This window comes from Streptosporangium jomthongense (genome assembly GCF_042650425.1).
Taxonomy (GTDB): domain Bacteria; phylum Actinomycetota; class Actinomycetes; order Streptosporangiales; family Streptosporangiaceae; genus Streptosporangium.
In genome coordinates, this window is the sequence record NZ_JBHSBC010000015.1 from 16,363 (window position 1) to 31,199 (window position 14,837).

Genomic DNA, 14,837 nt, shown 5'->3' on the forward strand with positions numbered 1-14,837 from the left:
TAATGCCGAGCAGGCCGGGAGACCGGCGCGGACCCGCGCGACCTCGCGCGCCCGACTCGCCACCCGAGGGCATTACGCCGTGGTGTCGACAAGCGGGGGAAAACAGATGAGAAGACCCACCCTGGAGGCGGTCGCCGCCCGTGCCGGGGTGTCCCGTTCGACCGTCTCCCGCGTGGTCAACGGCCAGCCGACCGTCACCCCCGACATCCGCGACGTGGTCATGCGGGCGGTCGACGAACTGGGTTACGTCCCCAACGGCGCGGCCAGGAACCTCGTGACCCAGCGGACCAACTCCGTCGCGCTGGTCGTCTCCGAGCACCCGGACCGGGCCTTCTCCGACGACCCGATGTTCTCCACCGTCATCCGGGCGGCGAGCCTGGAACTGGAGACCGCGGGCAAGCAGGTCGTGCTGCTGCCCGCCGGATCGCCGGAGAGCCACGCGAGGGTGGAGAAGTACGTTGCGGGCGGCCACGTCGACGGGGTCATGCTCGTGTCCGGCCGGGGAGCGGACCCGCTGCCCGGCGCGCTCACCCGGCTGCGCGTCCCGGTCGTCTCGTACGGCAGGCCCGCCGCGCCGGTCGCCGTGCCGTACGTGGACGGTGACAACGTGGGCGGCGCGAAACAGGCGGTCGGGCACCTGCTGGAACGGGGCAGACGGCGGATCGCGACCATCGCCGGGCCGCTGGACATGACCGCGGGGCAGGACCGGCTCACCGGCTACCGCGAGACGCTGCGTGACTCCGACCGTCGTTCGATCATCGCGGTCGGCGACTTCACCAGGGAGTCGGGCGCGGTCGCCATGCGCCAGCTGCTGGCCGACGACCCGCTCCTGGACGCGGTGTTCGCCGCCAACGACCTGATGGCCATCGGCGCGATGCGGGCCCTGCGCGAGGCGGGCAGAGGTGTTCCCGACGACGTCGCGGTGGTCGGCTACGACGACGTGGAGGCGGCGCGTTACACCGACCCACCGCTGACGAGTGTCCACAGCCCGCACGCCGAGCAGGCGGCCGCCATGGTCCGGCTGCTGCTCGGCCTGATCCAGGGGGACCCGGCCGAGCCGCTGGTCATGCCGACAAGGCTCGTCGTGAGGTCGTCCTCGTAACGGGCTCAGGTCCGCTGCCGGGAGGAGGGGCCCTCCTGGCGGGGCAGGCCGGGCTCGTACGGCCCGGCCGACGGAGCGGGCTCGACGACCACCGTGTCCGCGGGCCGCGGGCCGCCGTCGAGGACGGCGCGGGCGTGGTCGAGGTGGGAGGCGGCGACCAGCACGTCGTAGCGGCCCGCCACGATCGCGCTGCGTGAGGCGAAGTCCCTCCTGCCGCCGGTGAAGAAGTGGTTGACGAAGCCGAACGCCGCCCCCGTCACCGTGCCCCAGAGCGCCGCCCAGAGCACCAGGACCACGAACGACATCGTCGTCGAGGTGAAGACGCCGAGGAACATTCCCACGACGGCGCCGAAGACCGCGCCGCCGCCGGCCCCGGTGAGGGCGGCCTTGCCGTTCGTCATCCTGCCGGTGACGGTCTCCTCAAGACGGAGGTCGCTGCCGAAGATCGTCACGTACTCGACGGGGAACCCGGCGTCGGAGAGCCCGTCCACGGCTCGCTGGGCCGCTGGATAGTTGTCGTAGCCGACGAGAACCCTGCGGTCGACGACGACGGGGGTGTCCGGGGTGGTCGATAACCGTGCCATGTCCGTTCGCCTTCCCTTGTGTGGTCGGGGATTCGGGCCGTCGGCTACCCCGTGAGGAGGGGGACATGCGTTCGACCTGGTCATGGCTTGTCAGCCCCTGGTAGTCTGCGAGAAAGCTTCCAAGTGAAAACTTTTCCCACGAAAGTGGACATCGAGGGACAAATCCCCTGATCCACTGTTAAGGTTCTTACGAGTGGCGCAGACGGCGGGTGGGCAGGGATCGTCGGCGCCAGGTCCGCGAAGGAACCCGAAATGATCGCATTCATCATGATGATCGAAGCAGTGCTGGCCCTGGCGGGGCTGATGGCGCTGTGCAGGCTCACTCGTTATCCGGCCAGGCGGATGCAGCTGGAGGACCGGGCGGAGCACGTGTTGCAGCCGCGTTACCGCAGGTGACGTTCTTTCGCGCCGGGGCGAGGGCGCCCCGGCGCGAAAGCGGCGCGCGGCGGCCGGGTCACCAGCTCTGGTGCAGGGGCATGCCCTCGGTGTAGCCCGACGAACTCTGGACCCCGATCACCGCGCGCTCGTGGAACTCCTCCAAGGTCGAGGCGCCCGCGTAGGTGCACGAAGACCGCAACCCCGCCACGATGGCGTCGATCTGGTCCTCGACGCTGGGTCTGGCCGGATCGAGATACATCCGCGAAGTGGAGATCCCCTCCTCGAAGAGCGCCTTGCGGGCCCGCTCGAACGGGGAGTCCTCCGCGGTTCGCAGTTTCACGGCGCGGGCGGAGGCCATGCCGAAGTTCTCCTTGTACCTGCGTCCCTCGGCGTCGGTCCTCGCGTCGCCGGGAGACTCGTAGGTGCCGGCGAACCAGGAGCCGATCATCACGTTCGCCGCCCCCGCGGCCAGGGCCAGGGCGACGTCCCTGGGATGCCGGACACCGCCGTCGGCCCAGACGTGCCGGCCGAGACGGCGGGCCTCGGCGGCGCATTCGAGCACGGCGGAGAACTGCGGGCGCCCGACCCCGGTCATCATCCGGGTCGTGCACATGGCCCCCGGCCCGACCCCGACCTTGAGGATGTCCGCCCCGGCCTCGACCAGGTCGCGCACCCCCTCCGCGGTGACGACGTTGCCCGCCGCGACCGGCACGCCGGGACCGAGCGAGCGGACCGCCCGCAGGGCGCCGATCATCTTCTCCTGGTGCCCGTGGGCGGTGTCCACGACCAGGCAGTCGATCCCGGCTTCGAGCAGCTCCTTGGCCTTGGCCGCGACGTCCCCGTTGACGCCGACCGCCGCGGCGACGCGCAGCCTGCCCGCGGCGTCGGTCGCCGGCCGGTACAGCGTGGCCCGCAGCGAGCCGGTCCTGGTCAGGATGCCGACCAGGCGGCCCTCCTCGTCCACGATCGGGGCGAGTCTGTGCCGTCCGTCGTGGAGACGGTCGAAGGCCTCGCGCGGGTCGAGACCGGCGGGCAGGGTGAGCAGGTGATCCGACATCACCTGGGACAACTGGGTGTACATGTCCACGCCCGCGCAGTCTCCCTCGGTGACCACGCCGACGGGGCGGTTGTCCCAGTTGACGATGATGATCGCGCCGTGCGCCCGCTTGGGCAGCAGGCTCAGGGCCTTGCCGACGGTGTCGTGCGGGGTGAGGGTGAGCGGGGTGTCGTGCACCAGATCGCGCTTCTTGACCCAGTCGACCACGTCGGCGACGACCTCGCTGGGGATGTCCTGGGGGATCACCGCGATCCCGCCGCGCCGGGCGACGGTCTCGGCCATCCTGCGTCCCGCGACGGCCGTCATGTTGGCCACCACGACCGGAATCGTCGTTCCCGTGCCGTCGTGGGTCGAGAGGTCGACGGCCAGCCGGGAGCCGACGGAGGAGCGTGACGGCACCATGAACACATCGCTGTAGGTCAGCTCATGAGCAGGCACCATCTCGTTGAGAAATTTCACGTTCTTCCATCCTGTTCCGGTGAATGATCCGGTAAATACTCCGATGAATGGTTACGAATAGGCCTTCCCGCTTTTGAAGATCTCAAAGAGGAGCCGGCACTCTGAGAGGGCACTAAGATCCGGTTTGAGCGGAGTTCACTGGATGGCCGTAAGGAGGCGCTGTGATCGTTGTCGATCGGTCCGAAATGCTTGTCGTCGGCCATGCCGTACGGACCTCCAACGCGGAGGAACTGGAGCAGGGGCGGGGACGGCTTGGCGCGTTGTGGGCGCGGGCGAGTGTTCCCGGGGCCTTCGCGCACGTGCCGGGGCGGATCGACGAGAACCTCTACGCCGTGCTGACCGACTACGAGAGCGACCATCACGGCTCCTACACGCAGGTCGTCGGGGTGGCCGTGCGCAGCGCCGCCGCGCTGCCCGAGGGCATGGTCGCGGTACGGGTGCCCGGCGTCCAGGCGCTGAAGGTCGAGGCGCGCGGCCCCATGCCGGGGGCTCTCCTTGAGGCCTGGCAGCAGGTGTGGAAGCACACCGAGTCCGGCGGCTCGCCCGCCCGCGCCTTCACCACCGACCTGGAGATCCACCACGCCGAGGGCGCAGACCTCTACGTCGCGGTCTTCCCCTCGATGCGCCCCGCGGGTTAGGCGAGCACCCCGGCCTCGCGAAGCCTGGCCTGCTCGGCCGGGGGCAGGCCCCAGGACGACAGGTCGGTGAGCCGGGTCGCGGGCGAGAGATCCTGCTCGGGGACACCGAGCAGGCGTGGCGCGGGAGCGGGCTGGAGGACGCCCCCGGCCTCGACGAAGGTGCCGCGGGCCCTGTTGTGCGGATGCCGGGCCGCCTCGGCCGTGTCGAGCACCGGGAACACACACGCGTCGGAGCCCTCGAACACCTCCTGCCACTGCGCGCGCGTCCTGGACAGGAAGGCCTCGGTCAGCCTGCGCCGCAGCTCGGGCCAGTTCGCCCGGTCGTTTCGGTCGGGCAGGCCGGTCAGGCCCATCAGGGAGACAAGCTCCGCCCAGAACCGCGGTTCGAGCGCGCCGACCGCGACGAACCCGCCGTCGGCGGTCTCGTAGGTGTCGTACATGGGGGCGCCGGTGTCGAGCAGATTGGTGCCGCGCGGACCCCACGAGCCGTCCTGGACCCGGTCGTAGAACATCGCGAACAGCGCCGCGGCCCCGTCGACCATGGCGGCGTCGACCACCCGTCCCCGTCCTGTGCGCTCGCGTTCGAGCAGCGCGAGCAGTACGCCGTAGGCGAGCATGAGGCCTCCGCCCGCGAAGTCGCCGAGCAGGTTGACCGGCGGCAGGGGGCGTTCCCCCTCGCGGCCGAGCGCCGAGAGCACGCCGGAGGCCGCGAGATAGTCGATGTCGTGCCCGGCGGTCCGCGCCAGCGGCCCCTCCTGGCCCCAGCCGGTCATCCGCCCGTAGACGAGGCGCGGGTTGACCGCGTGCAGGTCGGCGGGGCCGATGCCGAGCCGCTCGGCGACCCCCGGCCGGTAGACCTCGATGACCACGTCCGCTTCCCGGGCCAGGCGCCTGAAGGCCGCCACGCCCTCGGGGGACTTCAGGTCGAGACCGATCGTCCGCTTGCCCCGGTCCATGACCTGGCGCCGGGGGGCGTCCGCCTCGGCGGTGACCACGGCGACGCGTTCGATCCGCAGCACCCGCGCGCCGTGGTCGGCCAGCATCATCCCCGCGAACGGCCCGGGAGCCAGCCCGGCCAGCTCCAGCACACGCACTCCGGTCAGCGGCCCGGTCCTGGTGACGTGCTCCACCGGGGCGTCCTCCTCATGTTCGGTCCGTCGCAACCGGTGGTCCCTTGGTAAGGTCCCAGAGTCTCCTTCCGGCAAGTAGAACAACGTTCGGCTTTCGCTGGCAAGACATCTCTCGGTGGCCCACGCGGTGTCCGAGTGATATGGGAAACTTGCGCCCTATCTGGATGGGACAGGGGTCGTGCGATGACATATCCGCACAGTGAACGGGTGGTCGCTGGGCGTTATCGGCTGTTGAGAGAGCTCGGCCGCGGGGGCATGGGGGTGGTGTGGGAGGGGCACGACACCCTCCTGGACCGCCCGGTCGCGGTCAAGGAGGTTCTCCTGCCGCCCAATCTCGCCCCCGCGGAGCACCAACGCCAGCTCGCCCGCACCTCTCGCGAGGCCAGGACCGCCGCCAGGCTCAACCACCGCAACATCGTGGCGGTCTACGACGTCGCCGAGCAGGACGGGCGTCCCTGGATCGTCATGGAACTCGTCAGGGCGCGGGGGCTCGACGAGGCGGGCATCCTGCCGGTCCGGCAGGTCGCCGAGGTCGGTCGTCAGGTGCTGTCCGCCCTCAGGGCGGCCCACGAGGCGGGCATCCTGCACCGTGACGTCAAACCGAGCAACATCCTGCTGGACGCCGAGGGCCGGGCCGTACTCACCGACTTCGGGATCGCCACCGTCGAGGGTGACACCTCCCTCACCCAGACCGGCATGGTGACCGGCTCGCCGAGCTTCCTTCCCCCGGAACGCGCCGCGAACGGCGACGTCGGGCCCTGGTCGGACCTGTGGGCGCTGGGCGCCACCCTGTACGCCGCGCTGATCGGCCACGGCCCCTTCGAACGCCGTGACGCCATCGCCACCCTCGGCGCGCTCCTCACCGAGGAACCCGACTTCGACCGGGTGCCCCGGGCGATGCGCGAGGTGCTGACCGGGCTGCTCCAGCGCGATCCGGCGCGCAGGCTGAGCGCCGAGCAGGCCGACCTGCTGCTGACCGAGGCGATCAACGACCCCTCGGGGACCATGCCGCGCCGCGCCGTGCGAGCCGAGCACACGACCTCGGCGACCACCGAGATCCCTGAAGCGCCCGAGCCCCCCGCGAGGCGGCGGCGCAGGCGGCAGGCCGGCGTGGGCGGCGGCAAGACCGCGCTGATCACCGCCGCGGTGGTTCTCGTCGCCGGAGGCAGCGCCGTGGCGGTGGCGATGGCGAACGCGAACACCGTCACGGTCTCACCGGTGAAGGCGCAGTTCCCTGAGCCGGCGGGCTCCGGCGACCCCTCGCCGGTCGCCGAGGTGAGCGCCGAGACGACCTCGCCGTCCGCGACTCCCGCCCCGACCCCCGTCAAGACCAGGACCGCCGCCCCGGCCTCCCGGTTGCGCACCTGGCGGGCCAGGTCCCCGGAGAACTGGTCCATCGGCTACCCGGCGGGCTGGAAGGGGGACTACGCCCCGGAGACCGGCTACACCCAGTGGCTGCGCTCGGACGGCCGGGCCCACATGGCGGTCGAGGTGCTTCCCGGGCAACTGGGAAGCCTGGAGACGCTCCAGCGGACCGTCAAGGAGAACACGGCGCAGTGGAGCGACATCGGCACCGACCGTACGGCGCGCATCCCCCTGAAGTACGGCGCGGGCCTGCAGTGGGAGTTCACCTGGACGGCCAGGGACGTCGGCGGTGTGCCGTGGGCGACCCCCGGGACCACCTACCACGAGATCAGCCGGTTCATCGGCGTCGGTGACACGGTCATGGTGGTGAGCTGGACCACCGTGGCCTCCGAGTGGAAGGCGGGAACCGGCCTGATGAACCAGGTCATGGACAGCTTCCACCCGCGCGGAGGCGAGTGACGGCGGAGCGGGCCGGTGGCCGGAGAGACGCCGGGGACGGGACCCCCGTAGAGTTTCCACGCGTTTAACGTGTCCCGCATGGCTCCCGGGACATCAGAGATATAACGTGCTAGAGGCGATCTTTACTGTGGGAGCCCTGGGGGTGAGGACCTGTGGAACAGATGACACAGATGTCGGCACATCGGCGTGCCGTTGAGCAGATCAGGGACTCCTACGCCGCGATTCCCGGCGGCTCCGCGCCACGGCTGGCGAAGGCGACCACGAACCTGTTCCGCTTCAGGGAGGGCTCGCAGGGGGCGCGCCTGTCCGCACGTGACCTCGACCGGGTCATCGAGGTCGATCCGGTGGCGATGACCGCCGAGGTGCAGGGCATGACCACCTACGAGAACCTGGTGGACGCCACCCTCCCGCACGGGCTCATGCCGTACGTCGTGCCGCAGCTCAAGACGATCACGCTGGGCGGGGCGGTGACGGGGCTGGGCATCGAGTCGACCAGCTTCCGCGACGGGCTCCCGCACGAGTCGGTCGAGGAGCTGGAGATCCTCACCGGTGACGGCCGTGTCGTCGTCGCGCGTGCCGACAACGAGCACAGCGACCTGTTCCACGCCTTCCCCAACTCCTACGGCACGCTGGGCTACGCGCTGCGGATCCGGATCAAGCTCAAGCGTGTGCAGCCGTACGTCCGGCTGACCCACATCCCCTTCACCGACGCCGACAAGTGCATGATCGCCATGAAGGAGATCTGCGAGCGCGGCGAGCACGACGGCGAGCCGGTCGACTTCGTGGACGGCACGTTCTTCGGCCCCGGCGAGCTCTACATCACCGTCGGGCGCTTCGCGGAGAAGGCGCCTTATCTGTCCGACTACACGGGCATGCGCATCTACTACCGGTCGATCCAGACCAGGACCCGTGACTGGCTGACCGTCCGCGACTACATCTGGCGCTGGGACACCGACTGGTTCTGGTGCTCGCGGGCCTTCGGCGTGCAGGAGCCGCTGGTGCGCTCGCTGATGCCGCGCAAGTGGATGCGCTCGGACGTCTACCGCAGGCTCGTGGGCCTCGACCGCAAGTACGGCGTGATCGCCAGGATCGACCGCTGGCGTGGCCGTCCGCTGCAGGAGTCGGTCATCCAGGACATCGAGGTGCCCGTCGAGCGCGGCGCCGAGTTCCTTGAGTTCTTCCACGACAAGGTCGGCATGGAGCCGGTGTGGATGTGCCCCCTGAAGGCGACCGGGCAGTGGCCGCTCTACCCCCTTGAGCCGGGGCGACTGTATGTCAACTTCGGCTTCTGGGGTACGGTGCCGTTGCCCAGAGGGCAGTTCGACGGCTACTACAACCGTCTCATCGAACGCAGGGTGCACGAGCTGGAGGGGCACAAGTCGCTGTACTCGACGTCGTTCTACGGGGAGGACGAGTTCTGGCAGTTCTATAACGGAACGGCCTACTGGCCAGTAAAGCGGGCATACGACGCGGGTGGCCGGTTGCTCGACCTCTACGACAAGTGTGTGCGGGGGCGTTAGGAGGTTGAATCTGTGAAACTCGCAGAGATCTTCGAGATGGTCGTCGGCTCGGAGGCGGGGATTCGTTTCAGAGCGTACGACGGCAGCAAGGCGGGTCCGGACAGCGCCGACATCGGTGTCGAGGTCAAGTCTCCGATCGCTGTGGCCTATCTAGCCCAGGCTCCGGGTGAGCTGGGTCTGGCCAGGGCGTATGTCTCGGGGCACCTCGACGTCGACGGGGACATGTACTCCCTGCTGGCGCGCATGTGGTCACTCACCATCAACGACATCACCACGGCGCAGAAGGTCGCCGCGATCCGCGCACTCGGCGTCAAGCCCCTGATGATGCGGGTACCGCCTCCCCCCCAGGAGGTACGGCGCAGCATGCTCGCGAAGATGGGCAGCAGGCACGCCAAGCAGCGTGACGCCGAGGCGATCCACCACCACTACGACGTCTCCAACAAGTTCTACTCCTGGGTGCTCGGCCCCTCCATGGCCTACACCTGCGCGGTCTACCCGACCGAGGAGTCCTCACTTGAGGAGGCGCAGTACGCCAAGTTCGACCTGGTGGCCAAGAAGCTCGGCCTGAAGCCGGGCATGCGGCTGCTGGACGTGGGCTGCGGCTGGGGCGGCATGGTCATGCACGCCGCCCGTGAGTACGGCGTGAAGGCGCTGGGGGTCACCCTCTCGCGTCAGCAGGCCGAATGGGCGCAGAAGGCCATCGCCGAGGCGGGGCTCAGCGAGCTGGCCGAGGTCCGTCACATGGACTACCGGGACGTCCAGGAGAGCGGCTTCGACGCCGTGAGCTCGATCGGCCTGACCGAGCACATCGGCAAGGACCAGCTGCCGTTCTACTTCAAGTTCCTGTACGGCAAGCTGGTGCCCGGCGGGCGCATCCTCAACCACTGCATCACCAGGCCCACCGGCGTGGAGAAGACCATCAACGCGGGCGGCTTCATCAACCGCTACGTCTTCCCCGACGGTGAGCTTGAGTCGGTCGGCCACCTCATTCGCCAGATGGAGGACCTCGGCTTCGAGATCCGCCACGAGGAGAACCTGCGTGAGCACTACGCGCAGACCCTGCGCCACTGGTGCGCCAACCTCGACGACCACTGGGACGAGGCGGTCGAGGAGGTCGGACAGGGGACGGCCAGGGTGTGGCGGCTCTACATGGCCGGGTGCGTGGTCGGCTTCGAGCGCAACAAGGTCCAGCTCCACCAGGTCCTGGGCGTGAAACTCGACGACAAGGGCGTGGCCGGTGTGCCGCTGCGTCCGGCTCTCGACTGGCCCTGACCTCAACCGGTCTCTTCGCGGGGGCCTCGTACCGGACTCATCACCAGGGGCCACGGCCCGCATCCACCGGGGTGCGGGCCGCGGCCTTCCGGGTTCGGAACGGCTCTGGAGGCGATGGAGGGCCGGGCCCCCTACCTCAGCTCACGCTTGAGGATCTTGCCGGTCGCGGTCATCGGGAGGGTCTCACGGAACTCGACGAAACGGGGATACTTGTAGGCCGCCATGTTCTCCCTGGCCCAGGCGGCCAGCTCGTCCTCGGTGAGCGTCGCCCCCTGGGTGCGGATGACATAGGCCTTGACCTCCTCGCCGTGCGAGTCGTGGGGGACTCCGACCACCGCGGCGAGGGAGACGCCGGGGTGGGTCATCAGCACCTCCTCGACCTCACGCGGGTAGACGTTGAAGCCACCCCGGATGATCATGTCCTTGGCCCGGTCGATGATCGTGTAGTAGCCGTCGGCGTCACGCACGGCGATGTCGCCGGTGCGGAACCAGCCGTCGTTCATGACCTCCGCGGTGGCCTCGGGGCGGTTGTAGTAGCCCTTCATCACGTTGTGGCCGCGGACGGCGATCTCCCCGGGACCCTCGCCCTCGACCGTCTTCCAGTCTCCGTCGATCAGCCTCATCTCCACGCCCCAGACCGGCGTGCCGATCGTGCCGGGCTTGGTCGGCCTGCCGAGCTGGTTGAAGCTGGCCACCGGGGAGGTCTCCGACAGGCCGTAGCCCTCCAGGATGCCGATCCCGAAGGTGGCCTCGAAGTCCCTGAGCACCTCACCGGGCAGGGAGGCGCCGCCGGAGACCGCGACCCTCAGCGAGGAGGGGACCGCGTCGCCGTCGTGAACCCTGGTCAGCATGGCCCAGTACATCGTCGGCACGCCCGCGAACAGCGTGACGTTCTCCGCGCGCATCAGTTCGAGCGCCGGACCCGGCTCGAAACGCGGCATGAGCACGATGGTCGCCCGGCGCCGGAACCCCAGGTTCAGCACCGTGGTCTGGCCGAAGGAGTGGAACAGCGGCAGCGCGGCCAGGAAGGCGTCACCGCCCTCGGAGCGCGGGAACATCTCGTCCGAGACCATGGCGTTGAGCAGCATGTTCTGGTGGCTCAGCTCCGCGCCCTTCGGCTGTCCCGTGGTGCCGCTGGTGTAGAGGATCACCGCGGTGTCGTCCGGTGCGGTCTGCACGGTCTGGAACTGCCCGGGAACGCCGTCAAGCGCCGCCCACAGGGTCTCGCCGTGCTCGGACTCGGTGGCGAAGGCGGTGGCGGGCAGGACGATGAAGTGCTCGGTCGGCTCGGACTCCTCGAAGCCCGCCCTGCCCCGCTCGCCCAGCGGCAGTTCGGGCGTGCCCTCGAAGCAGAAGAAGGCCTTGGCCTCGGCGTCCCGCAGGTGATAGGCGATCTCCCTGGGCTGCAGGAGCACGTTGAGCGGCACGACCGTGGCGCCCGTCTTGAGGATGCCGTAGTACACGAAGGGGAAGTAGGGCAGATTCGGACAGGCCAGCGCGACCCGGTCCCCTCTGCCGACGCCTCTGGAGACCAGCAGGTTGGCGACCTGGTTGGCGATGGTGTCGACCAGCGAGTACGGCAGCCGCAGGTCGCCGAAGACGATCGCGGTGCGGTCGGGCTGCTGGCGGGCACTGTCCTCCAGGACGATCGACAGATTGAGCATGGGCGTCCTCCTCCAGGGCGGGATCTGTCCCGTGCCATCTTTTCAGGGCGGAGATACCTACCGGTAGGTAACAATGGTTACGAATTGACGCGTAAAGCACCTCAGGGTAAGCAGATGTGAGCCCGCTTACCGAGGGTAGGCGGGCCGTCCGTTCGTGCGACGAAGGGGCAGTGCGCAGTGGAGTACGACTATGTGATCGTGGGGGCGGGGTCGGCGGGGTGTGTGCTGGCGAACCGGCTGTCCGCCGACCCGGCGACGACGGTGGTGCTGATCGAGGCGGGCGGACCGGCCGACAAGCTGGAGGTCAGGATGCCCGCCGGGTTCGCCCGGCTCTTCAAGACCGGTTGCGACTGGAACTTCACCACCGTCGAGCAGCCAGGCCTGTCGGGCAGGCGGCTCTACTGGCCGCGCGGCCGGATGCTCGGCGGCTCCTCCTCGATGAACGCCCAGATGTGGGTGCGCGGGCACCGGGCGGACTACGACGGATGGGACGTGCCCGGCTGGTCCTACGAGGAGGTCCTGCCGTACTTCCGCCGGGCCGAGGGCCGGGTGGGCTCCAACCGCGGCGACGTGTACGGCACCGCGGGCCCGGTCCGCATCTCTGAGCTGCGCAGCCCCAATCCGCTGACCCCGGTGTTCCTGAAGGCCTGCGAGGAGGCCGGGCTCACCCGCCTCGACGAGCTGAACGGCCCCTCGAACGAGGGCTGCTCCCCGACCCCCGTCACCCAGGACAGGGGCCGCCGTTGCAGTTCCGCCGACGCCTACCTGAGGCCGGCCGTAAGGAGGCCCAACCTCACCGTGCTGACCTCCCGCCAGGTGCGCAGGGTGCTGATCGAGGAGGGGCGTGCGACGGGCGTCGAGTGCGCCCCCGCGAACGAGGGAGGCGGCAGGGACGGCGGCACGGTCGTGCGGGCACGCAGGGAGGTCGTCCTGTCGGCGGGGGCGATCGGCTCGCCGCACCTGCTGATGCTGTCGGGCGTCGGAGCCGCCGACGACCTGCTCGCCCAGGGCATCGAGCCGCTCGTCGACCTTCCCCAGGTCGGCGCCAACCTCCAGGACCACCTCGCCTCCGGGGTCATCCTGCACTGCCCGGAACCGGTCACGCTCGCCAAGGCCGAGTCGGTCGGCAACCTGCTGCGCTTCCTGGTCGGCAGGAACGGCATGCTCACCTCGAACGTCGGCGAGGCGGTGGCCTTCATCAAGACCTCGCCGGACGAACCGGCCCCCGACATCGAGCTGATCTTCGCCCCCGTGCCCTTCATCGACCACGGGCTCACCCGGCCGCCCGCGCACGGCCTGACCATCGCCTCCATCCTCCTGCGGCCGGAGAGCAGGGGGCGGATCTTCCTCCAGGGGCGTGACGTGGCCATCGACCCCGCCTATCTCACCGCGGAGGCCGACCTCAGGAGACAGGTCGCCGGACTGAGAAAGGCCAAGGAACTGTTCGCGACCTCGGCGCTCCTGCCGTTCGCGGGGGCTCCCATGGACCCGTACCGGGGGGCCGACAGCGAGGAGGAGCTCATCGGCTGGATCCGTGAACGCAGCGAGACCCTCTACCACCCGGTCGGGACCTGCCGCATGGGCGAGGACGCGGACGCGGTGGTCGACCCGAGCCTGCGGGTTCGCGGGATCGAGGGGCTGCGCGTGGCCGACGCGTCGGTCATGCCGGTGATCAACCGGGGCCACACCCACGCCCCCACCGTCATGATCGCGGAAAAGGCCGCCGAACTGATCGCCGGAGGTTCGTGACCCCCCGGAGGTCCTTTTCGATTCACGGGGGATTCTGCGGGGAATCCCGGCCCGCACCATGGGGCAGGTGTTAGGTTCCGCCATGGGATCGAGTCGTGACTCCCGGTGTGCGCGCGTGTGTTCTCCGTGATCGAAGCATCCGGCCTTCACGATCCGTACGGTCCCGTTCAGCACTCTTCGAACGGAAAGTCACATGACAGGATCGGCAAATGGGGAGCTGGGGTGACCGTCTCACTGTCGGACATCGACCTCTCGAAAATCTCCTTCTGGGAGCGTCCGATGGCCGAGCGGGAGGAGGCCTTCGCGTTGCTGCGCGCCCAGCCCGCCCCGATGAGGTTCACCGAACCCGACATCAGCTTCGCCCTGCCGGGGACGGGCTACTACGCGCTGGTGAGGCACGCCGACATCGTCGAGGCCAGCCGCAACCCCGAGATCTTCTCCTCGGCGCGCGGGGCGACGGCCATCCACGACCTGAGCCCCGAGTTCGGCGAGTACTTCGGATCGATGATCAACATGGACGATCCCCGGCACGCCAGGCTCCGCCGGATCGTCTCACGGGCCTTCACCCCCAGGATGATCGGTGGCTTCGAGGTCGACGTGCGCGCCGAGGCCACCAGGATCGTGGACGACCTGATCGCCAAGGGGCCGGGCTGTGACTTCGTCACCGAGGTCGCGACGAGGCTGCCCCTGAAGATCATCTGCGACATGATGGGCATCGGCGCCGAGCACTACCAGACGGTGTTCGACGCCTCGAACGTCATCCTGTCCGGCGGCGACCCCGAGTTCATCGAGGACGTCAGCCGTGCCGCCGAGCTGCTCCTCAGCGCGGGACAGTGCCTGCAGGACCTCGTCGTCTCCCTGGCGGCCGAGGGCGGTGGCCCGCTGATCACCTCGCTGACCAGCGCCGACATCGACGGCGAGAAGCTCACCGTGCGTGAACTCGGCTCGTTCTTCATCCTGCTGGTCGTGGCGGGCAACGAGACCACCCGCAACGCCATCTCCCACGGCCTGAAGCTGTTCACCGACAACCCCGAGCAGCGCGCGCTGCTCCTCGACGACCTCGAAGGACGCCTGCCCGGCGCGGTCGAGGAGATCCTCCGGCTGGCCTCACCGGTGGCCTGGATGCGCCGCACCCTCACCCGCGACCACGAGATGAACGGCCACCTCTACCGCGAGGGAGACAAGGTGCTGCTCTACTACTGGGCGGCCAACCGTGACGAGGCCGTCTTCGCCGACCCGCTGCGCTTCGACATCCGGCGCGCGGGCGGCCCCCACGTGGCCTTCGGCGGCCCGGGCCCGCACTTCTGCCTGGGCGCGCACCTGGCCCGCAGGGAGATCTCCGTGATGTTCCGTGAGCTGTTCACCCGGCTTCCGCACATTCGCTCCGTCGGCGAACCGGTCCGGCTGCGCTCCAGCTTCATCAACGGCATCAAGCACCTTGAGTGCGACTTCTGAGACCG

General features: G+C 69.4%; 12 protein-coding genes. 8 read left to right on the plus strand and 4 right to left on the minus strand.

The window, feature by feature from the left end:
* Positions 1–106: 106 nt before the first annotated feature.
* A complete protein-coding gene (locus tag ACFOYY_RS17185; RefSeq protein ID WP_352015923.1) occupies positions 107–1,102 on the plus strand; it encodes a LacI family DNA-binding transcriptional regulator in 996 nt (331 codons plus the stop codon).
* Between the two features lie 5 nt (positions 1,103–1,107).
* On the opposite strand, the gene ACFOYY_RS17190 is transcribed toward ACFOYY_RS17185, so the two are convergent.
* Positions 1,108–1,686 carry a general stress protein gene (locus ACFOYY_RS17190; protein WP_352015922.1) on the minus strand — a complete coding sequence of 193 codons (579 nt, stop codon included), beginning with the start codon at positions 1,684–1,686 and terminating at the stop codon, positions 1,108–1,110.
* Between the two features lie 252 nt (positions 1,687–1,938).
* Between ACFOYY_RS17190 and ACFOYY_RS17195 the strand changes: the two genes are divergently transcribed.
* Positions 1,939–2,082: a hypothetical protein gene (locus tag ACFOYY_RS17195; RefSeq protein WP_352015921.1), complete on the plus strand. Its 144-nt coding sequence runs from the start codon at positions 1,939–1,941 to the stop codon at positions 2,080–2,082.
* 58 nt (positions 2,083–2,140) lie between these two features.
* Here ACFOYY_RS17195 and ACFOYY_RS17200 read toward each other — a convergent pair whose 3' ends face one another.
* Complete coding sequence (locus ACFOYY_RS17200; protein ID WP_352015920.1) at positions 2,141–3,580, minus strand: GuaB1 family IMP dehydrogenase-related protein; 1,440 nt, start codon at positions 3,578–3,580, stop codon at positions 2,141–2,143.
* A 161-nt stretch (positions 3,581–3,741) separates the two neighbouring features.
* Between ACFOYY_RS17200 and ACFOYY_RS17205 the strand changes: the two genes are divergently transcribed.
* On the plus strand, positions 3,742–4,218 hold the full coding sequence (locus ACFOYY_RS17205) for a GyrI-like domain-containing protein (RefSeq protein ID WP_352015919.1): 477 nt from the start codon (positions 3,742–3,744) through the stop codon (positions 4,216–4,218).
* Here the strand turns inward: ACFOYY_RS17205 and ACFOYY_RS17210 are convergent.
* Complete coding sequence (locus tag ACFOYY_RS17210; protein ID WP_362781731.1) at positions 4,215–5,381, minus strand: CaiB/BaiF CoA transferase family protein; 1,167 nt, start codon at positions 5,379–5,381, stop codon at positions 4,215–4,217. The two genes, ACFOYY_RS17205 and ACFOYY_RS17210, sit on opposite strands and share 4 nt — an antisense overlap.
* Positions 5,382–5,531: 150 nt before the next feature.
* Here ACFOYY_RS17210 and ACFOYY_RS17215 point away from each other — a divergent pair, with 150 nt between their 5' ends.
* From ACFOYY_RS17215 to ACFOYY_RS17225, 3 genes are all read left to right on the plus strand, one after another.
* A complete protein-coding gene (locus tag ACFOYY_RS17215; RefSeq protein ID WP_352015917.1) occupies positions 5,532–7,172 on the plus strand; it encodes a serine/threonine-protein kinase in 1,641 nt (546 codons plus the stop codon).
* Between the two features lie 161 nt (positions 7,173–7,333).
* Positions 7,334–8,692 (plus strand): FAD-binding protein, encoded by a 1,359-nt coding sequence (locus ACFOYY_RS17220; protein WP_352015943.1) that lies wholly within the window; start codon positions 7,334–7,336, stop codon positions 8,690–8,692.
* A 12-nt stretch (positions 8,693–8,704) separates the two neighbouring features.
* Positions 8,705–9,964, plus strand: coding sequence for a class I SAM-dependent methyltransferase (locus ACFOYY_RS17225; RefSeq protein WP_386190284.1), 1,260 nt, complete (start codon positions 8,705–8,707; stop codon positions 9,962–9,964).
* Positions 9,965–10,095: 131 nt separating this feature from the next.
* Here the strand turns inward: ACFOYY_RS17225 and ACFOYY_RS17230 are convergent, their stop codons facing one another.
* Entirely contained in the window at positions 10,096–11,628 is a 1,533-nt protein-coding gene (locus ACFOYY_RS17230) for a long-chain-fatty-acid--CoA ligase (RefSeq protein ID WP_352015915.1), read from the minus strand.
* Positions 11,629–11,805: 177 nt separating this feature from the next.
* On the opposite strand from ACFOYY_RS17230, the gene ACFOYY_RS17235 reads away from it, so the two are divergent.
* Together ACFOYY_RS17235 and ACFOYY_RS17240 are read left to right on the plus strand one after the other, a co-directional pair.
* Positions 11,806–13,377 carry a GMC family oxidoreductase gene (locus tag ACFOYY_RS17235; RefSeq protein WP_386190285.1) on the plus strand — a complete coding sequence of 524 codons (1,572 nt, stop codon included), beginning with the start codon at positions 11,806–11,808 and terminating at the stop codon, positions 13,375–13,377.
* A gap of 222 nt (positions 13,378–13,599) precedes the next feature.
* Entirely contained in the window at positions 13,600–14,832 is a 1,233-nt protein-coding gene (locus ACFOYY_RS17240; protein WP_386190286.1) for a cytochrome P450, read from the plus strand.
* Positions 14,833–14,837: the final 5 nt, after the last annotated feature.

Bases quoted from the DNA above. Each gene is read 5' to 3' on its own strand.
- ACFOYY_RS17185 (WP_352015923.1), top strand. From the start codon at position 107: ATGAGAAGACCCACCCTGGAGGCGGTCGCCGCCCGTGCCGGGGTGTCC.
- ACFOYY_RS17190 (WP_352015922.1), bottom strand. From the start codon at position 1,686: ATGGCACGGTTATCGACCACCCCGGACACCCCCGTCGTCGTCGACCGC.
- ACFOYY_RS17195 (WP_352015921.1), top strand. From the start codon at position 1,939: ATGATCGCATTCATCATGATGATCGAAGCAGTGCTGGCCCTGGCGGGG.
- ACFOYY_RS17215 (WP_352015917.1), top strand. From the start codon at position 5,532: ATGACATATCCGCACAGTGAACGGGTGGTCGCTGGGCGTTATCGGCTG.
- ACFOYY_RS17220 (WP_352015943.1), top strand. From the start codon at position 7,334: ATGACACAGATGTCGGCACATCGGCGTGCCGTTGAGCAGATCAGGGAC.
- ACFOYY_RS17230 (WP_352015915.1), bottom strand. From the start codon at position 11,628: ATGCTCAATCTGTCGATCGTCCTGGAGGACAGTGCCCGCCAGCAGCCC.